The sequence below is a fragment of the Paenibacillus daejeonensis DSM 15491 genome, from assembly GCF_000378385.1.
Classification (GTDB): Bacteria; Bacillota; Bacilli; order Paenibacillales; family Paenibacillaceae; genus Paenibacillus_D; species Paenibacillus_D daejeonensis.
The window spans coordinates 89,753-110,426 of sequence record NZ_KB899660.1 but is presented as its reverse complement, the minus strand read 5'-3'; the positions used below and the strand labels follow the sequence as shown (position 1 = coordinate 110,426).

Genomic DNA, 20,674 nt, shown 5'->3' with positions numbered 1-20,674 from the left:
CAGCCCCACTTGCCAAGCAAAACCGAACCTGATCTTCCCGCATATCTTGGCCAATATGACTGGTCGGGACCGTGGGAAGCCTTCGCCGCAGAAAGCGGCATGAATAATACGACGCGCATGATTACCTGCGGCAGTGCCCGCTTCGTCCTGCGCATCTATGATAACCATAAGGATCACAACAAGGTGCTGCTGGAGCATGCCATCCTGGCTGCTCTTGGCGAGGCACCGCCGTCAGGCATTCTTGTGCCGGTCCCGGTCCGCAACCGATTCGGAGGGACGGTAACCATTGGTCCAGGAGACAAATTAGCTGCCCTCTACCACTACATTCCCGGCGAGCGTACGTCGGCTGCAGCTCCTGCCCATGTGACCGGTCTTGGTGCGGCTACAGGACAGCTCACTCAAGCGCTGGCGCGTATTGAATTGCCGCTGCAGCCGATTTATCAGCCTTATTTCCAGCTGGAGGATGACTATCGTGAGCTGGACAGCAGCCAGTTGTTGAACCTCGCCCGGGGAAGTAACCTGCTGCACGATCAAGCCTCGCTTGTGGAAGAGTTGCAAGCAGAGCGAAGCGCAATTGCACGCTTAACACCAGAGATGTCTAAGCTGCCCATTCAATGGATTCACGGGGATCTGGTGTTCAATAATGCTCTGGCTTCGGGTGAAGAGGTCATTGGCATCCTGGATTTTGAATATTGTACGCAGGATTTGCGTGCGATGGAGCTCGGAGTTGTGCTGGCCGAGTTCATTGGACCGGATACCGAGCATACGCTTCAGCAAATGCGCCGATTTATCCAAGGCTATCAATCCGCAGTGTCGCTGCTGCCGGAGGAAATCGAGCTGTTGCCTGCGCTGATCAAGCTCCGCATGCTGGATGTGTGGCTGCATTTTGCTAACCGGTATCTGGAGGGGCTGGACGAAGCTGAGGTGTGGAGCGGTCAGATTGCCAGAGCCGCTGAGGTGTGCAGGTGGGTCAATACCCATGATCAAGCGCTTATTAATTTATTCCATTAAATTCATAAGGCTGCTCCTTGTCATCTCTGATGATAGGAGCAGCCTTATGTTGTATATCTATGGTCTCAGCCGCGCCGGGAAGCAAGATGCTCGGCAATCTTGCGGCCGTGAAACCTGCCGGTTTCGATGAAGATCTCGTTGGCCTCATGGCGCGAAGCGACGACCCCTGCCAAATAAATGCCGGGTACATTGGTCTCCATCGTTTCCTCATGGAAAAACGGATACCCCTCTGGCTCGATGGCGCATCCGGCGTGGGTCAGGAATTCCCGATCTGGATGAAACCCGGTCAGAGCCAGCACGAAATCGTTGGGCAGGGATGAACGAGTACCGCTCAAATCCTCGATCACAACTTCCCGCTGTGCGATTTCTACAACACGTGAGGCAAACTGCATACGAATAAGCCCCTTGGCCACCTTGCTCTCGAACGTCGGAAGCACCCAAGGCTTAATGCTGCGCGAATAGTTCTCGCCCCGGTATACGACAGTGACCCGAGCGCCCACCCGCTCCAATTCAAGCGCGGCATCGATAGCCGAATTACTGCCGCCAATAATCGCCACCTCCATCCCGGTATACGGGTGCGCTTCGCGAAAGAAGTGACTAACCTTCTCCATCTCCTCGCCGGGAATGCCAATCATGTTGGGCTGATCAAAATAGCCAGTTGCCACGACAACATTGTGTGCCTGGAAGACGGAGGGCTCGCCGAAGCGATTTTCTGTACGCAGCTCAAAGCCATTGCCTGCCGACTCGATACCGAGTACGGTCTCGTAAGCGCGAATCCGGAGATTGTGACGAAGGGCAACGGTCCGATAATAGTTCAGGGCCTCCAGCCGCGACGGCTTTTCCTGAGCTGTTGTAAAGGGAATACTACCAATCTCCAGCAGCTCGGGCGAGCTGAAGAACTGCATATAAACAGGGTATTGGGAGATCGAATGTACAATATTGCGTTTTTCAATAATTAGCGGGTCCAGACCCATTCGCTGCAGTTCGATGGCTGCAGACAATCCGCACGGTCCAGCGCCGATGATAATGACCTGTTCTTGGTGCATACTTGCCTCCTGAGACTGAGTTTTTTCGAATGGTTCCATTGTATCCAATCCCAGGACGCCTAGCAATCTTCGCTTGATTAAAGTTCCTTTGCACAGGTGATTCATGTATAATGAGGGGTAATGAATTTACAGACAGGGGGAATGAGGATGCGGCGGCGCTTTGTTATTGAAGCGGTGATGATTGCAACCTATGGACATCTGCTGGTGCCGGGGCGTCCGGTCGATTATGTGGTGCCTTACTCATCGATCATGGAGCTGTATGATATGAGCGAGAGTGAGGAGCCCGTGATGGAGGATCCTACGGAGGACAAGCATGTCAAAGCACAAATTGGCGAGCTGATTGCTTTTTTTCAGGACCCGCTGAACCGAAAAAAAATTGAACGTGCTCTGCAGATGCCATGGCGTGAAAGCTCCCCGCTGCTGCTCAACGAGCTCATTTCCTTCACGGTTGTGCTCGCTGTCGATAATGAGCAATATGGGGAACTGTTCGATCCCATTGAGACGGAACAAATTCTGACGGCAGCACGGCTGCAAGTGCCGATGCTCTCCGATCAGATAGATCTGCAGGACCGGATTATTGAAGCGGCTGTACCGGTACAGATTTATGATATTGAGGATTTTGACTTTGCGGTAGAGGAAGGCATCACCGAGGTCGACTGGGAAGTGTCTCGTGATTAACCGTCTTCCCGAGCAAGTGATTCAGATAGGGGGAGAGGCATGACAAGTTCGGCCAATGAACGGGGAGAGATCTTGCTGACCCCACACCAAGAGCATCTGTGGACCCGCCGTCTGCAGGAGCTCCAAGAATGGATGCAAGCACCAAAGGACCGCAAGCGCGGCAAACGAATTGTCCAGCTGGGCGAGGAATGGGTGGACTGGGAGCTGTATCCCGCACTGCGCCTGCTCAATGATAAAGGCATCACCACCGAATTTTCCTGTGCAGGGGTAAGCTGTGCAGATGAGCCACACGACCACTCGCTCTATGCGTATATGACCATCCCTTACAGCATCAAGGCTGAATCCTTCATTCGCCAAGTCATTCGCCGGATGCGTCACCGGGTTTGTGTCACGTATGAGCCCCTCCGCCATCGCTATGACCTGTCATCGATGCGAATCAGCCAGAACCGATCGTTTTGTCTGATGCTTCACGCGTGTGCAAGAGATTTTGACAAGCGTGAGGCGTAACGCATCTTCCAATTCAACTGGAATGGAGGATGAAGGATGTTAGTTAGTTTGCAAACGATATTAGGTTACCTGATCCTGGCGATTACCGTCTTCGTCGGGGTCACTGGTGGCTGGCCATTCGTTCCGATTGGTCTATTTATGGGCTTTGCACTGCTTTCACTATCCAGAATCCTCACACATCTAGAGATTATGAGAAACCATCAGATGGGCTTGCCGTTCAAACGCAGCACGTTTCAGCTTCTGGAGGCCGAGTCACCCAGTTATCCTGTCGTATCGGAATCCCTGAAGCTGACCCCACAGGAAGACCCGAAATACAAGGTCGTTAAACTCGACGGAGAGAGCTACATCCGCCTGAAGGTATTTTGGGAATATATTGTAAAACAAGAGGAGTCCGAGTATACCTTCCAGTTCCCTGGCGAGGCTACTTTTGCACTCCAGAGCTATGAGAGCTATCAAAAAGGAACGGATTTGTTTGACCATCATCATATGGTTTACGCCAAGCTCTCAGCGTTCCCGGTTCGTTGGTGGAACGAGCGAGGCCAACTCCATATCGAGCATCAACCTTTTAGTCCTGTTAATCATTAATGGTATTAAATAAAACCACGCGATGCGTGGTTTTTTTGATGGGAGTTAAGATTGTGGTAAGAAACAAAAACTGTTGTATTTAGCTGGAAATTAATCTGCGCTACAATGGGGATGCAACCGAAGACAAGAGGTATCGATTGGAAAAATAGCAGGCGAAAAGGGGAGAAGTTACACAATGATTGGACAACGATCAAGTAAGCAAAATCGCATGAAGATCCTGCTTGCAGCTGCTTTATCCTCTGTAATGGCACTATCCGCATGCAGCTCGAATACGGAACCAGGCACGAGCGGCGATCCTGGCGGGAACACGGACAACCCATCGGCAACGGAAAGTCCGGTGCTCTCCGATCCGGTCGGATTCAAGTATGATCCGCCGATTAGCGTAACCACAGCCATGGTATTCGAGCAGCAGACGGCAACGGACTTTAAGCCGGGCGAGAACATTGAAGACAATGTACACACCCGGTGGCTGCGGGACACCCTCGGCATTGATCTCAGCTTCGACTTCATCTCTCCCAAGCGGGAAGACCACGACACCAAGATGCGGCTGATGCTAGCCGGCAAGAACAAGCTGCCGGATGTCATGAAGGCCTCTACCGTACTGGCTACGGATCTCATCATGGCCAAGAAAGTGATGCCGCTCAACGATCTGATTGAAACGTATCTGTCACCAAATTTGAAAGCGCTCTACGAAGAATATCCCGGGGTTCTGTATCCGGTCACTAAAGACGGCAACATCTACGGTTTGCCGAACATGTACGCCATGGATGAAGGTACGATCATGTGGGTGAGGCAGGATTGGCTGGACAATCTGGGTCTGCAGGCACCGACAACCATTGAAGAATTTGAAGAGGTCATTCGGGCCTTCACCGAGGATGATCCGGACGGCAATGGCAAGGATGATACACTGGGTCTGGCAGTTTCCCTCAAGGACGGTCCATACCAGTGGATGTCTTCCGCCGATTCGCTCGTGGGCGCATTCAGCGACCATATGGCACAAACCGGCGACATGCGGATGTTCTGGAGCGAGGATGCCGACGGCAATCTGGAATACGGCACGATTCATCCATCCATGAAGGATTTCCTGGCAGCGATGAACAAATGGATGGCTAACGGGTGGATCGATCCGGAGGCCGGCATCAAGGATGCGGCCAAAGCATCGGAGATCGCTGCCTCGGGGCAGGCGGGCATTATCTTCGGCCCTTACTGGATGAACGGCTATCCGCTCAGCGGCGTACCGGAATTCCAGCCATACCCTAACCCGGTAGGACCAAAAGGCGGTGCAGGACGCGCAGAGAAGGCGATGGTCCATGACTATACGATGTTCAGTTCGGAATTTGAGCATCCCGAGGCCATTATTGGCTACATTAGCAAGCTGTACGCCACCAATTTCGGCGTGGACGATCCGTACTACGATCCGTTCTTCAAGAATGGCTGGCACGAAGGCTATGACTATGTGCTGCATGACGGCAAGGTCGTCCGCCAGGATTTCGAGGGAGAAGGCGTGCCTCAAGACAAATGGCCAGTTCCGGATGATGGCAAGACGGCTGTACGCGTACACTTCCCACTAACCGGCTCGACGTTTATCCCTTATCTGGGTGATGATGCGTTCCAGAAGTTCAAGGATAATCCCGATGCAGAGATCCTGAATGCCATGGAGGCGCGCGTCCAGGCATCCCAACCGCGTCAGTTGGATGCCGGTCTGGTGCGGATCAGCCAGAATGATACAGCGATCTACAATCGGTTTGGCGGCGCGCCGACCAAAACGATGGAGAGCAAGGGCGAGCTGCTGTCCAAGCTGGAGACGGAGAGCTACCTGAAGATTATCTATGGGGATCAGCCAGTCGATTACTTCGATGAATTCGTAAGGCAATGGCGCGCCAACGGCGGGGACCAGGTGATCCAGGAGGTCAACGAATGGTATAAGGAAATGGCAAAATAAGCTGCTGGCAGATGCGCGGCGCCGCCTTCTGGCGGCGCCGACCGCGTCTACCTGGCAAGTATTCTATTCTCCGGCATGAAAGGATGTGGCAATGATGGCTGCTACCCAGCCCGCGGAGGATCTCGATGCGAGTCTGACGCGCAACTTTCCCCCTAAGAGAAGACGTTTCGCCACGTATATTCAGCGAACGTGGCCGCTGCATGTGCTGCTGCTGCCGGCGGTCATCATCGCTCTGATCTACAGTTATGTGCCCATGCTGGGCATCGTTATCGCTTTCCAGGACTACGTGCCGTGGCTCGGAATCCGGGAGTCGGAATGGGTCGGATTGGATCACTTCCGGTATCTGTTCACGTATCCAGACGCCAAGCAGGTCATTTTCAATACGCTGATTATCTCCTCGATGAAGATAGTATTGCATATGATTGTGCCGGTCGTGTTCGCCCTGCTGCTCAATGAAGTCCGACTGTCCTGGTTCAAGCGGTCGGCACAGACACTGGTCTATCTGCCGCATTTCTTGTCCTGGGTTGTGCTCGGCGGCATCTTCGTTGATATTCTCTCGATCCGCGGTGGCATCGTCAACCGGTTCCTCAGTATGTTCGGCATTGACCCGATTTTCTTCCTGGCCAACGGCGACTGGTTCCGGGCCACGATCGTGCTCTCAGACATCTGGAAGGACTTCGGCTTCTCGGCGATTATCTTCTTGGCCGCGCTTGCTGGTGTGAATCCAGCATTGTATGAGGCGGCGGAAATCGACGGCGCCAATCGTTGGAAGCAGGTCATTCATATTACCTTGCCGTCCATCACGCCGATTTTCATCGTCGTCGTTACGTTGTCGCTGGGACGGGTGCTGGATGCTGGCTTTGACCAGATCTTCAACATGTACAACCCGCTGGTGTATGCCAAGGGGGATATTATCGACACCTTTGTCTACCGGATCGGCTTGCTCGGTGCACAGTTCAGCTTCGCCACAGCAGTCGGCCTGTTCAAATCGGTCATTGGATTTATCCTCATTGTTATCAGCTACCGGATGGCCTACAAGTGGGCCAATTACCGCATATTCTAGGAAGGGGGAGGCCTCGTGCACTATCGTTCCACGTCGTACACGATTTTTTCCATCTTCAATTATCTATTGATCGCCGTGCTCAGTCTGCTCTGTATCCTGCCGATGATTCATATCTTTGCGGTCTCTCTCAGCTCGAAGGCGGCGGCCACAGCCAATATCGTCAATTTCTGGCCGGTTGAGCTCACGTTCGCTGCTTACAAGGAGACGCTTGGCAATGAAAACTTCCTGCGGGCGCTGATGATTGGCGTACAGCGGACGTTGATGGGTACAGCCTTCTCCATGTCTGTGGTGCTCATGGCGGCCTACTCGCTGTCCAAGTCGGACTTGCGGTTCCGCGGCAGAAACATCTACGCCTGGTTTTTTGTGTTCATGATGCTCTTCAATGGCGGTCTGATTCCTACGTATCTCGTCGTGTCCAGTACCGGCATTTATGATACGATTTGGGCACTGATCATTCCCTCCGCCGTCAACGTGTGGAATATGATCCTGCTGCTGAACTTCTTCCGTAATCTTCCTAGTGAACTGGAGGAAGCGTCGCTCATTGATGGAGCGGGGCATTTCCGAACCTTCTTCCTCATCTATCTGCCGGTGTCGATGCCAGCGGTCGCGACCATGACGTTGTTCACGCTCGTGTTTCACTGGAATTCCTGGTTCGACGGCATTATCTATCTGACCAAAATGGACAAATATCCGCTCGCGTCGTTCCTGCATACGATTGTCGTCAAGGAGAACTTCAGCGAGGTCGGGGTCGATGTCACAAGACTTGCCGAAATCTCCAACCGCACGGTCAAGTCCTCTCAGATTTTCATTGGGGCGTTGCCCATTCTGCTCGTCTATCCGTTCCTCCAAAAGTATTTTGTCAAAGGGATTGTCCTGGGGTCGGTAAAAGAGTAGCAGCTCGCAGTGAGCCCAATGTCTCTGTTCCATCCGAACGGCAATGCGTTACAATAGGGGCATGCCACGGAGTCGGAGGAGGAGTCTATGTTCGGTCGATTGAATACGTTTACAAAAGTGATGGCAATCATCGTCCTGCTGCTGGCTGCGATGATTGCCTTATACAGCTATTCCAACCGGGTGAGCTCTCGGCTGGTGGAGGAGCAGCTGATTCAGTCGAATTTCAACCGGATCTCTGTCTTTCTGGATCAGATGGATTCCGTTAGCGAGCAGATCTGGCGCTCCGCCTACACAACCATGCAGGATGAACATGCCGTGCGGCTGCAGAGCGAGATGATTACCCGGCCTTCCTTTGAGTCGATTATTACCCGCGGCCGCATGGAGAATCTGATGCGTCAGCAGACACATTCTCTCCCGTGGGAGATCCAACTGACGCTGTATGCGCCAGCTAATCGGGCAGTGGTGACAACGGCGGGAAGCAGGCAGTACGACACGGATTATTTTGAGCGATACTACAGCCAGGTGTGGACGTACCGGGTGTTGACGACGGGCAGTCTGGAGGAGCCTTACTTCGTCCGCCATATTACCCGTCCGTTTCTCGTTGATCTGCAGATAGATCGGATGGATCTGATCCTGGAGGCAGCCATTCCAGCAAGCAAGCTCGCGGGGCAACTCACGCAACTTCAAGCCGGCGCACCGGGCGTGCCGCTGCTCTATCATCCCGAGCAGCCTCCTATTACGAGCCCGGGCGCAGATCCCGAGCAGATTTCCGTCTTTCTGCAGCAGCTGCGACAGATGAGCTTGGCAGACGAAGGGCATGAGATCGTTCGACTGGGTTCAGCCAACTACCTGATGAATTACGCGAAATCAGATTCGTTCGGCTGGCATCTGGTTGACTTTATCCCGCTCGAGTCTATCATGCAGCCGATTCGGTATAATATGAAGTTTTTCTATATCACAACCGGCCTGTTATTGTTGTTCGGTCTGGGGGCGGCAGCCCTGGTCTATCGTAACGTTCAGATGCCTATTCATCAGCTGACCCGGGGCGTCCAGCGCATCGCCAGAGGAGAGTACGTGTTCCGGGTGTCGGAGAAAAAGGGCGATGAATTCGCGTATTTGTTCTCTGAATTTAACGCGATGTCCGATGAGATTCAGCGTTTGATTGAGAAGGTGTATTTTGAGCAGATCAATGTCCGGGAGGCCAAGCTTCGCCAGATGCAATCGCAGATCAACCCTCACTTCCTGTACAACAACTTCAATTTTATTCAGAGCATGACCCAATTGGGCAATAAGGCAGCCGTGATCGCCTGTACCCAGCATCTCAGCCACTACTACCGATACACGACACGCACGGGCAACAGCTTCTGCGAGCTGAGGGAAGAGCTGGAGCTGGTGCGCAGTTACCTGGAAATCCACAAGATGCAGATGGGACGACTGAGCTATCACATCGACGTGCCATCTTCCATGCTGAACAGCCGGATGCCCCGATTGCTGCTGCAGCCTGTCGTTGAAAATGCCATCGTGCACGGGATTGAAAACCGTCTGGGCGAAGGCTGTATCCGGATCACCGGCAGTCAGGTGGGGGGCGTTGCAATCCTTGTGGTAGAGGACAACGGTGTGGGAATGCGGGAGGAACAGCTGCAGGAGCTGCGCAGACGACTGGATGAGGAAGCGGGAGGACCGGCTGACAGCGGCTTGTGGAACGTTCATCAACGACTGAAGCATGCGTATGACCAGCGGTCCGGCTTGACCATCACTGCGTTGCCTGAGGGCGGACTTCGGGTGGAGCTGCGTATGGAGACAAGCGGGGTTAGAGAGTGAATCCGTAAGGAGGCGGTGTTCATGTACAGGCTTCTGTTGGTTGACGACCACCCCTATCAGGTGGAGACGATCGCACAGACCATTGAAGAAAGCGAGCTTGCGTTTCAATGCATCTACAAAGCGTATTCCGGCATGGAGGCGCTGGAGACGATGAAGCAGGTTCCGGTCGATATCGTCATTACAGATATCCGCATGCCGGAGATGAGTGGTATCGAGCTGATCGAGAACATTCGCCAAATGTCCGGAAGGGTGAAATGTGTGCTGCTCTCGGGTTATGCCGATTTTGAGTATGCCCAACAGGCGTTGGCCCTGCAAACCTCCAATTATCTAATGAAGCCGGTGGAAAATAATGAGCTGGTGCGAACGCTGCAGCAGCTGCTGGATCAACTGACCCAGGAGCGGGAGGCTGAGGAGGCGTACCGGCAAACCGTCTCGACACTATATGAAAATCTGCCGCGTCTGCGAAGCGTGCTGCTGCAGGATTTGATTCAGGGCAAGCCGATACCGCGCTCGGAGCTGACGCACAAGCTGCAGGCTTATGGCATTCCGTTTGCCTGCGATGATCCGTTCTCACTGCTGGTGTTTCAACTGGAGGATGAGCTGAGTGGCTACAATGAATATGATGTGTCGCTGATCCTGTATGCCGTCTCCAACATGGCGGAGGAATTGTTCGTGGATCAGTACGAGCTCTGGCATGCCCGAACCTCGCAGCGCCGCATTGCCATGATGATTCGCTCCAAGCAGCCTGGCGCAGCGATGCGGCAGGACGAGCTAGAGAAGCAGGCCAAGGAGCTGCGAAGGCTCGTCTACCGCTTCCTCCACCATATCGTGTCGATCGGCGTGGTCCCGGAGGGCGGACGCTTCCCGGAGCAGCTGCGGCATGCGTACAAGCTGGGAACTGCGGTGTTCAACAGTCCCGAGAGCAAGGCAGCGGGCTTGTTCGCAGCCGTATCGGAGCTGCCGGGTTCGGCCTTGCGCGGCACGATTGAATCGCTCTATCGGCAGCCCTCCCTGATGGCCTTGCTGGAGACAGGACAATGGCAGGAAGCACGCACCCGACTGGATGAGGTGTTCGCCGAGCTGGAGGAGAAGAGCAAGAGCACGCATGAATACCGGGTCGAAGCGTTCCATGTCATCGCCGGTACGTATCAGTTCGCAGCTCACCGGTACGGCAAACGACTGGGAGAGATTATCGGGTCGGGCCATCTTGATTTGCTGCAGGAGCATGCCCATTGGGATGTGCAGATGCTGAAATCGTGGGCCCTGCGTACCTTTGACCGGCTGCAGGAGACGATACATGCCGCAGAGGATGGCGATCATCCCACCCTGGTTAACCGGATTCGCCAATATATTATCAGTCATCTCGACCAGGAGCTGTCCCTGCAATCAATCTCCGACAAGGTGGGCTTTCACCCGGCCTATCTGTCCAAGGTGTATAAGCAGGAGACCGGGGTGACCCTGAGCGACTATCTCATGCAGGTACGCATGGAGCATTCGGCGGAGCTGCTCAAGAACACAGATATCAAGATTTATGAGGTGTCGAGCCGGGTTGGCTATCAGACGACACATTATTTCATCAAGGTGTTCAAAAAAGCCTTTGGCATGACGCCGCGGGAATACCGCAATCGGTTGAAGTGGGAAGAATAACTCTAATCCACCTTCAGAAGAAGGAATCCATGACACAGAATATGGGTTTCTTATAGGAGGTGGATTTTAGGTTGTATTTTTTTTGTATATATAAATTAGAAAAGTTAGTTGTGATAGTTTGGTTAGTTTTAAACATAAATATAATTATGTAAACTATGTCTCGGGCGGGTTTCCATCCTCAGGAAAGGTAATGTATAATAAGGCGGACAATAGACAGAGGAGAGGATACGATGGAGCTTGCAGCTATTCGGGATCTGGCAGACCGGATCCGTACGAATGTAGGACGTGTCATCATCGGCAAGGATGATGTAGTAGATAAACTGATGATCGCTTTAATTACCTCGGGTCATGTACTGCTTGAGGATGTACCGGGAACAGGGAAAACCCTGCTAGCTAAAGCGATGGCCAAATCGCTCGACTGTCAATTTAAGCGCATACAATTCACGCCCGATCTGCTGCCCACCGATCTGAGCGGCATTCAATTCTATAATCAGAAGACGTCAGAATTTGAATTTCGCCCAGGACCGCTGTTCTCGCATCTGCTCCTGGCCGACGAGATCAACCGCGCTACGCCGCGTACCCAGTCCAGCTTGCTGGAGTGTATGGAGGAGCGTCAGGTTAGTGCGGACGGGGTGACCCGGATGCTGGAGCAGCCGTTCCTGGTCATTGCGACGCAGAATCCCGTAGAGCATCAAGGGACATTTCCGCTGCCTGAGGCGCAGCTGGACCGCTTCTTGTTCAAGGTGCGGATGGGGTATCCGACGTCAGAGGAAGGCTTGGATATTCTAAAGCGCTTCAAATCCGGCCAGCCGCTGGAGGCGATTCAGGCAGTAGCCTCCCGTGAGGAATTGATATCCGCCCAATCGGCGTATACAAGTGTGTATGCTGGCGATGACGTGTTGCGCTACCTCTTGGAGCTGGTGGAACGGACACGCAGTCATGCCGATGTCACGATTGGCGTGAGCCCGCGTGGCAGCCAGGCGCTGCTGCGGGCCGCCCAGGCCCATGCCATCCTGCGGGGTCGCGACTACGTCTCGCCAGATGATATCAAGGCCATGGCCGTACCCGTACTGGCGCATCGGGTCGTGCCCGGCGCTACGGTGCGCAGCCGTGCAGGAGCAGCCGAGAAGATCATCGAGTCGCTGCTCGCCGAGGTTGCGGTTCCTGCCGAAGAATATGCGTGAGCACAGGAGGTGATCCCCCATGCAAATTCACTGGCTGATCCTGATTGCGGTTGCGTTATTCGTGCTGCAAGGCCAGCTCTTCTACCGGCTGGGGCAAAAGCGCCTCTCCTATACCCGTTCGTTCAGTGAAAATTCCTGCTACCAGGGCGATCAGATCGAAATGGTCGAGCAGATAGCTAACCGGAAGCCGCTGCCGCTGCCATGGCTGAGAATTGAATCGATGCTGCATTCCGGCATGCAGTTCCAGGCCCAATACAATTTGGATATCAGTAATGGCTTATTCGTACAAAATCATAAGAGCTTCTTCAGCTTGCTGCCTTATACGCAGGTCACGCGCCGACATCAGGTAACCTGCACGCAGCGTGGCGTGTACCGGATTCATGCGGTGTCGCTGACCTGCGGGGACATCTTCGGCTTCTTCAATTCCAGCCGGCGTCTTCAATTCGACTCCGAGCTGGTCGTGTATCCTGCCCCGCTCCCCGCGGAGGACCTGCGCATTCCCTCCCAGAGCTGGCAAGGCGATATCACCGTGCGTCGCTGGATTGCGCCAGACCCCTTCATGATTGCAGGGGCCCGGGAATATCGCTCTGGCGATTCACTGAAGGATGTCAATTGGAAAGCGACGGCCCGCGCCGGTGCCCTCCAGGTGCATCAGCATGACTACACGGCTGATCAACGTCTGCTGATCTTAATTAATATTGAGGACCATGAACGAATGTGGGGCACGGTGCAGGAGACGGCACGTGTGGAGCTGGCGATCCGTTATGCTGCTGGTCTGGCGCAATACGCGCTAGCTCAAGGAATTGAGACGGGCTTCGGCATCAATGCGCGGATGGAGGACGGTCCTCGTCAGCCGGTGCGAACAGAGCCCAAGAGCGGCGCCGATCAGTTGATGGCGCTCTACGATACGATGGCCAGACTCGTCATCGAGCCGAGTGTCCCCTTCCATGCGATGCTGGAATCGGAGGCCGATCATTCTGAGCAGACCTATGATTATCTTCTGATCAGCGCCTTCGTAAGCGAGCAGATGGAAGCGGCGATGACACGGCTGCGGCGCGCAGGTCACCGGGTCGAGATGCTGGACTTGACGACGCTTCCGGTACCGGCAGAGTCGTATGAGCCGAGCCCGGTGGCCTCCCCCGCCCAAGGCGAGAGGTCACCCAGCAGCGGAGGAGGGCGAAGCGCATGAGAGAGACAACCGCTGCACAAGCCGGGGCCACCACACTGCAGGGTGTGATCGAGACACTGCTGTTCTACCCGCTCCTTCTGCTGCTGGCCGAGTATCTGCTGCCGCAGCCCACAGTGTGGTTATGGAGCGCAGTGCTGCCTCTGTTATACGGTGCAGGGCACGGTGCCTGTCTTCTGCTGAAGCTGGACAAGGTGTACAAGCGCCTTGCCTTTGTCCTCATCGCAGGAGCGGGTTGGGGATTACTCTGGTTCGGCGGGAGCTGGCAGACGGCGTTTCCTGTGCTCTGGTCTATGGTCGCTCTCTTCCAAGGAACGAGAGCAGCCGACCGCGAGTGGGACGCCAGGTTCCCCATGTCTGCCATGTTCACTGGTGTGGGTTTGTACTTTGCCTTATCGATCGCTACCGTGTACCGGGCTGAGTTGGCCCAATATGGCTGGCTCATTGCCATTCTGGGCTTGCTCGCTCTGGCTGTCACGCTCTATCGCTTCAATGCCGACGCGATTCGTCAGCAGACGCTCTCGGGTAGTCGTAAAGCCGAAGTGGCCAGCTCGGTCAGCTGGCTAAACCGACTATTGGTGTTTGGCTTGTTGATCGCAGCTGTCGGCATCACGATGCTTCGTTCGATTCAGCAGGCGTTCGGCTGGCTGCGTGAGCAGATCATGGCCCTGCTACAGCTGTTGCCATCGGGACCGGATGAGGCGCCTCCCGAGCAGCCCGCCATGCCTGATATGCCCCAGCCCCCCATGATGGGGGAGGAGCCAACGGAACCCTCTGCGTTCATGAAGTGGCTGGAGCAAGCTGCGATGATTGCCATGTATGTGTTGATTGCTCTCGTCCTGTTGTATGCGTGCTATGCAATCGGCAAGCGTCTTCCTGGCTGGCTGCGTCGGCTGTACAAGGTGTTGACCGCCTGGATCAACCGAGACGACAGGCAAGGCGAAGACTTGGGCTATGTGGATCATGTGGAGAGTCTGATCAAGACCCGAGATCGCGGACCTGGTCTGCGTGACCGGTGGAAGGATCGGTTCGCGGAATGGAACCGCCGCAAACCGCGCTGGTCCGACGAGATGACCAACGAGGAACGCGTCCGCTATCTGTACCGCCGCTGGCTGCAGGCGGCCCGCAAGGAAGGCTATGAGCTGAAGTCTTATCTGACGCCACTGGAGACGGTGGCAGATATCGAGCGCTGGCGTCACCGCAGCAGCACCGAAGACCTTCCGGTGACGCAGCTGTATGAGCTGGTGCGCTTTGGCGATAAACCTGTTCAGGATGATCAGGTGACCGAATTAAAACGTTTGATGGAGCGCTATCTTTCATAATTATGTAGCTGGAATAAAGTTGTAAGACAAAGAACCTTCAAGCCTTATAATTCTAAGGTTTGGAGGTTCTTTGGTGAGTCGTCTATCAAATATTAGCGGCGCACAAGCTAATGGCATACTCGATTGCGGCCCTGCTGCTTGGCCCTGTAGAGGGCCAGATCGGCGTACTTGATTAAGTCGTCCAAGCCCTGCGCATGCTCAGGGTAGCTGGCGACACCGATGGACACCGTCAAGGTAATTGGCGAAGCATCCGGAATGAGAAATTCGTGCCCGGCGACGTCAACTCGGATCCGCTGGGCAACATCAGTCGCTGCTGCAGCGTCAAGGTTGGCAAGCAGCAGAGAAAATTCCTCGCCGCCATTACGCGAAACCGTGTCACCAGGACGGGCGTGGGACTCGAGCAGGGTAACGAGCTGCTTGAGCACCGCATCCCCTGCTGCATGTCCGTACGTATCGTTAACCCGTTTGAAGTAATCGATATCAACCGAGAGCAGCGACAGCGACTGTTCTTCTTCTCTAGCCCGCTGATGCATGGCGTTAATCTGTGTGTCAAAATGTCTCGCATTACCAGTGCCGGTCAGAAAATCCCGGGATACAATGCTGCGAAGACCGCGCAGCGCTTCATTAGAGCTGCGCAGATGATAATAGAAGTGATAGAACACGAACACACCAAAGCAAGAAGCAATCGTCAGCGTGGGCATAAGCTCCAGCCAGAAATAGCGGTGCGCGCCGCCCATGACCCAGTAGATGACGGCAGAGGTCTGCACTTGTGTATACAGCGTCATCCAGATCAGCTTGGTATAAGGCTTCAGGCCAGTTGTGGAGATCCAGCCGCAGACGAGTGCGACCAGTACGGCGTTGATGCCGCCCGCTATGGAGGCCAGGTTCAGGTCATAGAGTAGAACTCGACCCAATCCAATCAATACGCCGGAGATGAGCGCCGGCATCGGGCCAAAGAACAGGGCGATGAGCTCCAGCGGTACGGTACGCAAATCTATGATCATCGTATCATTGATCTGGACGGCGTAGAGCATCAGCAATATCCCCAGCAGTCCCCCGGATATCCCGGCAGTCCAATGGAGAATAAGGGCGGATCGGGGTACGAATCTCGGATGCGTCATGATATAATTGATCACGTATGTAAATGTCATAATAATGCAAAGGTTAGTGAATAAATCCTTAATCAAACCGATCCCTCGTCCCGATGTTCAATTGACAGAAGATGATGACTCTACCTATAATATATCATCGTTCGTCCTGAGCAGCTAGAGAAAGATGGGAGCAGCCCGGCAGGGAAAGCAAAATAAACGTCGAAGAATAGAGAGATGCATATGTCGTAATTTGTCATTGCTTGTGGGTAAAGGGCGATGAACGCAAGGGGATGCCATGAACAACTATCAGCAGACCTTATACAATCATATGAATGATCAGTTTAGCCAGTGGTTGGAAGCGGCTGGATCGACAATAGACCGGGAAGAGGTCTACCGTTTCTTGCACTCGCTCAGTGGTACTGCAGGTACCATCGGCTTACATGAGTTATCGGATGTCGCCAGAGAACGCATGGAGAGGTTGCACGAAACCGCCCAGACGACATGGACCCCAGCTGATGTGGAGCAATTGCTAAGCCCCCTTATCGCAATCAGCAAGGGTGAGGCCCTGCATCGGACTGATGCTCCGGTTGCCTTCAGGGATGCTTCGCTTCCGCTGATCCTTATCCTGGAGCGGGAGGATGCAGTGCTAGCTCAACTTCAGCAAAGCATCGAGCAGCTAGGTTATGTGACAATCTCATCGCAGACGCCAGAGGAGGCAGTACAGTTATTCGAGAGCCAGCGACCGGATGGCTTGGTCGTGGATGTAGAATCTGGTGGCCTTGATGCGTTAATTGCATTGGAGGGACCCTTGCAGAAGCAGCCGGTTCCCGTGACAGTAATCGGCACCGAAGTAGCCGCTGCGGCCAGCATTCAAGCGTACCGGATGGGCGCAGATGATTATATGGCCAAGCCCCTACCATCGCCATTGCTGAGTGCGGTTCTGAATCGTCAGATAACGAAGAAACGTCAGGTGGAGCGACTGATCGACACCGATGAAGTGACAGGGGCCTTCAGACACCATCAGTTGGAGCAGCTGTACAACGACCAGTTATTGCAGGCGGGTGCGACGGGCAGGCCGTTTGTACTGATTCTGATTACTCTCGATCGATTGGAGGGAATTCATACACGATATGAAGAACTACCGTCCGAGGACATCCTGCAGACGGTAGCGGCCCGACTCATGGAGGATGCAGCGGGATCATACCAAGGCAAGGTCATTCGTTACAAATGGGATTCATTTGTTATTCTCCTGCCAGAGCCAGCAGCAGATGCGGGAGATCGCTTGGCCAAAGAGTGGCGCCGGGAGCTGACTGTGCTGCTCCAAGGCCAAGGCCAGCCGTTTCATGCACTAACCGCAACCGCCCAGGTCAATGAGCCGGATCGTCCGCTCGATTATTGGCTGGCGCTTTTGCATGAGGGGCTTGGTGCAAGGTCTGTCAGGGAAGAGGATTAAGAACATCTTAGAGGAATGGGGATGAAGCAATGAAATCGATTTTGCTTGCAGAGGACGAGCCGGTCCTGCGTATGCTGGTCGTGGATTCGCTGGAGGACGAGGGCTATGACATCGACGAAGCGTGCGATGGGGAAGAGGCCATTGATAAAATTAAGACCAAAGACTACGATCTCATTATTCTGGATTATATGATGCCCAAGATGACCGGTATTGAAGTCATAGAGCAAGCCCGTCTCCTGCCGGACAAATCCGCCGCCAAAATTCTCATGCTATCAGCCAAGAACCAGCAAGCCGAGCAAGACAAAGTGATGGCTGCCGGCGCGGACGGGTTTATGAGCAAGCCGTTTAGCCCTCTTGATCTGATCGACAAAGTCGAGGAGATGCTTCGTGGATAAGCTGAGCAGTTATTATAAGAAGAGCATCACGCGGCAGTTCATGTCCTTCATGCTGCTGGCGCTGGTGCTGATTCTATGCGGTGCCGGGTTTGTCTTATGGAGCACGGTTAATATCATTCAGGATTATGAAGATAAAAGTAAAATTAATCGAGAGAAGCAAGAGCTGGTGTCGGATATTGCCAATCATGCCAACCAGATTATTCTGCGGACACGCGGTTACTATGTCTATCAGACGGAGTTTGAATACAACCAGATCTTCTCCGAGAAAGCCGTGCTTGATGAAGCAATGGCAGCTTTTAAACAGCTCTCACTCAATGACACGGAGCAGGAACTGATTACAAGTATTGAAGACTTTTTCACGCAATTTTTTAACGAGGTGCTGCCGCAAGGTATCGCCTTCGCTAATGCCAATGATTATGCTTCGCTGCGGAGCTTTATCTCGGCTGAAGCTGATAATCCGGTTAACGATCTATTGGATTATTCCCAGCGCTTTGAGAAAACCGTGCAAAAAATTGCTTCCGACGAAAATGCGAAATTGGTAACGGGTCTGACGTATCAAGGCGGTATTTTTATCGGGTATATTCTTCTGGTGCTGATTCTCTCCATCTTCATCACTCGCAAAATTGCAACCGATATCGGACATCCGCTCGGTCAGCTGACCAAGCAGGCATCGCGGTTTGCGGAAGGCGAGATGTTCCAGGTGGATTATGTGAAGCGGGAGGACGAGATTGGCGGCCTCTCCCGGGCATTTAATGAAATGATGACGCAGATTCAGTCCAAGGAAGAAGAGCTGCTGTCGCAGAATGAAGAACTGCAGGCTCAACAAGATGAGCTGCAAGCCCAGCAAGAAGAGCTGCATTCGGCTATGGAGCAGATGGAACGCAATGAGCAATATCTTGAGAAACGGAATCTGCTCGTGCAGTCCCTCTCCAATACGTTGGACAAGCAAGAGCTGCTCGGCAGCATCATTCGGCATATCGTCAAGATTGTCGGCTATGATAAAGGGCTCATTGTGATGATGAATGCCCAGCATGATTACGCATCCGTTGGCGTCTCGGATAAAGGAGCGGCCCAGTTCATCCGGACCATCGACGATGGTCTGATCATGCGCGCGGCTCAGACCAAAGAGCCGTACCAGATCAAGCGAGCGTGTGTAGAGTCAGAGCAGGGCTACCATGAGCAACAGATGTATGCAAGCGAGCTGGTCATTCCGATTCTTAATGCGGAAGACGAAATGGTTGCCTGCATGATGCTAACCAAGCTGGGCCAACCGATTGCCAAGCATGAGCAGATTGAAATTGTCGGCATGGCAAGACAGGTATCGCTGGCCTTCGACAAATTGGCGCTCTACGAAGTATCAGAGCGGCAGCGTCAGATGACATCCGACATGCTTAATACGATTCAGGAAGGCGTTCAACTACTGGATCTTGAAGGCCGGACCCTGCAGATCAACAAGAAAATGTCCGAGTTCTTCGGGTTTTTGGAGCCGCTGGGCGAGACGATGGATTTACCGCTGGACGAATTTCTATCCCAATTGTCTAGCAATGTCGTGGAACCAGAGATGCTCAGGTCCTTCATCGTCGAGTGGGTTAGTGACGGCGGCCTTAACGAGATCAATTGGATGAATTATGAGATTACAGAGCCCGATCGCCGGTACATCCAGATCTATTGCGAGCCGCTCTATCGTGAGGGAGTAAAATTCGGTACGTTGCTCGTGCATCGTGATATTACCAAAGAATATGAAGTGGACCGCATGAAATCCGAATTTGTCAGCACGGTAAGCCATGAGCTGCGTACGCCGCTTGCTAGTGTACTCGGATTCGCGGAGCTTCTGCTGCATCGCGAACTGAAGCCGGAGCGACAACGCAAATATGTGTCTACGATCCATCAGGAAGCTAGAAGATTAACGACATTAATTAATGACTTCCTGGACCTCCAGCGCATGGAGTCAGGTAAGCAAACCTATGATATGAAGCCTATATCATTAACGACATTAATTAATGAAGTTATCGAGTTGCAGCGGATCGGAACTACGGTTCATGAAATTGTGTGGGAATCTGATGGCACGTCGATGATTCTGATGGCTGACCAGGATAAAATGCAGCAGGTGTTCACCAATCTGTTAAGCAATGCGATCAAGTACTCGCCAGAGGGTGGACGGATCACAATCTCCAGCCGCATTGAGGCCGGGCAGCATGTCATCAGTATTCAGGATGAAGGATTAGGTATACCTGATAACGCATTGCCTAAACTGTTTAATAAGTTTTATCGGGTCGATAACTCGGATCGCAGAGAAATTGGCGGCACCGGACTGGGCCTGGCGATTGTCAAGGAAATCATTACGCGGCATAGAGGTACAATCGAGGTCGATTCCAAGCTTGGCGAAGGAAGTACGTTTACGATTCGATTCCCAGTACAGGAGTCACAGCAGCCACGGATGGAAGCGGACGGCGATGTACAGGAGCAACTGCCTGAATCTTCTATTGATGTGATGCTGATCGAAAATGATTACAACCTGTCCATTATGCTGCGCGATGAGCTGCAGGCGAGCGGATTCCGCGTCCATCTCTATACCCAGGGCCAGAAAGCCCTGGAGGAGATCGAAGAGCTGGCGCCGGATATTGTGGTGATCGACCTGATGCTCGAGCCGGACACAAGCGGCTGGCAGGTCATTGAACAGATGAAAAAGTCCGAGTCGCTTCAAAACACGCCGATTATTATCTCCAGTGCATTTGATGAAAAAGACAAAGCCGCCCAATGGGGCATTCGCGAGTTTCTCGTGAAGCCTTACTTGCCCGGCAGATTGACCGCAACGATCCATCAGATCTTGCGTAAAGGCTAGAGGGGGA

Annotated in this window: 17 protein-coding genes; 15 read left to right on the top strand and 2 right to left on the bottom strand. The window is 53.5% G+C overall.

Going from position 1 to position 20,674, the window contains the following annotated elements; genetic code table 11:
* Positions 1-9: 9 nt before the first annotated feature.
* Entirely contained in the window at positions 10-1,011 is a 1,002-nt protein-coding gene (locus F556_RS33460; RefSeq protein WP_020616265.1) for a phosphotransferase, read from the top strand.
* A 65-nt stretch (positions 1,012-1,076) separates the two neighbouring features.
* Here the strand turns inward: F556_RS33460 and F556_RS0107300 are convergent, their stop codons facing one another.
* Positions 1,077-2,057: a YpdA family putative bacillithiol disulfide reductase gene (locus tag F556_RS0107300; protein ID WP_020616264.1), complete on the bottom strand. Its 981-nt coding sequence runs from the start codon at positions 2,055-2,057 to the stop codon at positions 1,077-1,079.
* 147 nt (positions 2,058-2,204) lie between these two features.
* On the opposite strand from F556_RS0107300, the gene F556_RS0107295 reads away from it, so the two are divergent.
* The 11 genes from F556_RS0107295 to F556_RS0107245 all read left to right on the top strand — a co-directional run bounded on the left by F556_RS0107295 (position 2,205) and on the right by F556_RS0107245 (position 14,886).
* Positions 2,205-2,735 carry a hypothetical protein gene (locus F556_RS0107295; RefSeq protein WP_020616263.1) on the top strand — a complete coding sequence of 177 codons (531 nt, stop codon included), beginning with the start codon at positions 2,205-2,207 and terminating at the stop codon, positions 2,733-2,735.
* A gap of 39 nt (positions 2,736-2,774) precedes the next feature.
* A complete protein-coding gene (locus F556_RS0107290; RefSeq protein WP_020616262.1) occupies positions 2,775-3,242 on the top strand; it encodes a hypothetical protein in 468 nt (155 codons plus the stop codon).
* A 36-nt stretch (positions 3,243-3,278) separates the two neighbouring features.
* Positions 3,279-3,827, top strand: a complete 549-nt coding sequence (locus tag F556_RS0107285; protein WP_020616261.1) for a hypothetical protein — start codon at positions 3,279-3,281, stop codon at positions 3,825-3,827.
* A gap of 175 nt (positions 3,828-4,002) precedes the next feature.
* A complete protein-coding gene (locus F556_RS0107280) occupies positions 4,003-5,769 on the top strand; it encodes an extracellular solute-binding protein (RefSeq protein WP_020616260.1) in 1,767 nt (588 codons plus the stop codon).
* A gap of 94 nt (positions 5,770-5,863) precedes the next feature.
* Entirely contained in the window at positions 5,864-6,832 is a 969-nt protein-coding gene (locus F556_RS0107275) for an ABC transporter permease (RefSeq protein WP_020616259.1), read from the top strand.
* A gap of 15 nt (positions 6,833-6,847) precedes the next feature.
* The gene (locus F556_RS0107270; RefSeq protein WP_020616258.1) at positions 6,848-7,726 is read left to right on the top strand and encodes a carbohydrate ABC transporter permease; all 879 of its coding nucleotides are present in this window, start codon (positions 6,848-6,850) and stop codon (positions 7,724-7,726) included.
* A gap of 87 nt (positions 7,727-7,813) precedes the next feature.
* Positions 7,814-9,547, top strand: coding sequence for a sensor histidine kinase (locus tag F556_RS0107265; protein WP_020616257.1), 1,734 nt, complete (start codon positions 7,814-7,816; stop codon positions 9,545-9,547).
* 21 nt (positions 9,548-9,568) lie between these two features.
* Positions 9,569-11,194 (top strand): response regulator, encoded by a 1,626-nt coding sequence (locus F556_RS0107260; RefSeq protein WP_020616256.1) that lies wholly within the window; start codon positions 9,569-9,571, stop codon positions 11,192-11,194.
* Positions 11,195-11,424: 230 nt separating this feature from the next.
* Positions 11,425-12,378: an AAA family ATPase gene (locus tag F556_RS0107255; RefSeq protein WP_020616255.1), complete on the top strand. Its 954-nt coding sequence runs from the start codon at positions 11,425-11,427 to the stop codon at positions 12,376-12,378.
* 19 nt (positions 12,379-12,397) lie between these two features.
* Complete coding sequence (locus tag F556_RS0107250; protein ID WP_020616254.1) at positions 12,398-13,567, top strand: DUF58 domain-containing protein; 1,170 nt, start codon at positions 12,398-12,400, stop codon at positions 13,565-13,567.
* Positions 13,564-14,886: a DUF4129 domain-containing protein gene (locus F556_RS0107245; RefSeq protein WP_020616253.1), complete on the top strand. Its 1,323-nt coding sequence runs from the start codon at positions 13,564-13,566 to the stop codon at positions 14,884-14,886. Before F556_RS0107250 ends, F556_RS0107245 begins: the two co-directional genes overlap by 4 nt.
* A gap of 107 nt (positions 14,887-14,993) precedes the next feature.
* Here the strand turns inward: F556_RS0107245 and F556_RS0107240 are convergent, their stop codons facing one another.
* The gene (locus tag F556_RS0107240; RefSeq protein WP_063824363.1) at positions 14,994-16,037 is read right to left on the bottom strand and encodes a GGDEF domain-containing protein; all 1,044 of its coding nucleotides are present in this window, start codon (positions 16,035-16,037) and stop codon (positions 14,994-14,996) included.
* A 235-nt stretch (positions 16,038-16,272) separates the two neighbouring features.
* Here F556_RS0107240 and F556_RS0107235 point away from each other — a divergent pair, with 235 nt between their 5' ends.
* From F556_RS0107235 to F556_RS0107225, 3 genes are read left to right on the top strand one after another with little or no spacing between them, the layout of a single operon-like run.
* A complete protein-coding gene (locus tag F556_RS0107235) occupies positions 16,273-17,430 on the top strand; it encodes a response regulator (protein ID WP_020616251.1) in 1,158 nt (385 codons plus the stop codon).
* A gap of 29 nt (positions 17,431-17,459) precedes the next feature.
* Positions 17,460-17,825 (top strand): response regulator transcription factor, encoded by a 366-nt coding sequence (locus F556_RS0107230; protein WP_020616250.1) that lies wholly within the window; start codon positions 17,460-17,462, stop codon positions 17,823-17,825.
* Entirely contained in the window at positions 17,818-20,667 is a 2,850-nt protein-coding gene (locus tag F556_RS0107225) for an ATP-binding protein (protein ID WP_020616249.1), read from the top strand. The genes F556_RS0107230 and F556_RS0107225 overlap by 8 nt, the downstream gene beginning before the upstream one ends.
* The last annotated feature ends 7 nt before the right edge of the window (positions 20,668-20,674 follow it).

Bases quoted from the DNA above. Each gene is read 5' to 3' on its own strand.
- F556_RS0107300 (WP_020616264.1), bottom strand. From the start codon at position 2,057: ATGCACCAAGAACAGGTCATTATCATCGGCGCTGGACCGTGCGGATTG.
- F556_RS0107295 (WP_020616263.1), top strand. From the start codon at position 2,205: ATGCGGCGGCGCTTTGTTATTGAAGCGGTGATGATTGCAACCTATGGA.
- F556_RS0107290 (WP_020616262.1), top strand. From the start codon at position 2,775: ATGACAAGTTCGGCCAATGAACGGGGAGAGATCTTGCTGACCCCACAC.
- F556_RS0107285 (WP_020616261.1), top strand. From the start codon at position 3,279: ATGTTAGTTAGTTTGCAAACGATATTAGGTTACCTGATCCTGGCGATT.
- F556_RS0107280 (WP_020616260.1), top strand. From the start codon at position 4,003: ATGATTGGACAACGATCAAGTAAGCAAAATCGCATGAAGATCCTGCTT.
- F556_RS0107275 (WP_020616259.1), top strand. From the start codon at position 5,864: ATGGCTGCTACCCAGCCCGCGGAGGATCTCGATGCGAGTCTGACGCGC.
- F556_RS0107265 (WP_020616257.1), top strand. From the start codon at position 7,814: ATGTTCGGTCGATTGAATACGTTTACAAAAGTGATGGCAATCATCGTC.
- F556_RS0107260 (WP_020616256.1), top strand. From the start codon at position 9,569: ATGTACAGGCTTCTGTTGGTTGACGACCACCCCTATCAGGTGGAGACG.
- F556_RS0107255 (WP_020616255.1), top strand. From the start codon at position 11,425: ATGGAGCTTGCAGCTATTCGGGATCTGGCAGACCGGATCCGTACGAAT.
- F556_RS0107250 (WP_020616254.1), top strand. From the start codon at position 12,398: ATGCAAATTCACTGGCTGATCCTGATTGCGGTTGCGTTATTCGTGCTG.
- F556_RS0107245 (WP_020616253.1), top strand. From the start codon at position 13,564: ATGAGAGAGACAACCGCTGCACAAGCCGGGGCCACCACACTGCAGGGT.
- F556_RS0107240 (WP_063824363.1), bottom strand. From the start codon at position 16,037: ATGACATTTACATACGTGATCAATTATATCATGACGCATCCGAGATTC.
- F556_RS0107235 (WP_020616251.1), top strand. From the start codon at position 16,273: ATGAACAACTATCAGCAGACCTTATACAATCATATGAATGATCAGTTT.
- F556_RS0107230 (WP_020616250.1), top strand. From the start codon at position 17,460: ATGAAATCGATTTTGCTTGCAGAGGACGAGCCGGTCCTGCGTATGCTG.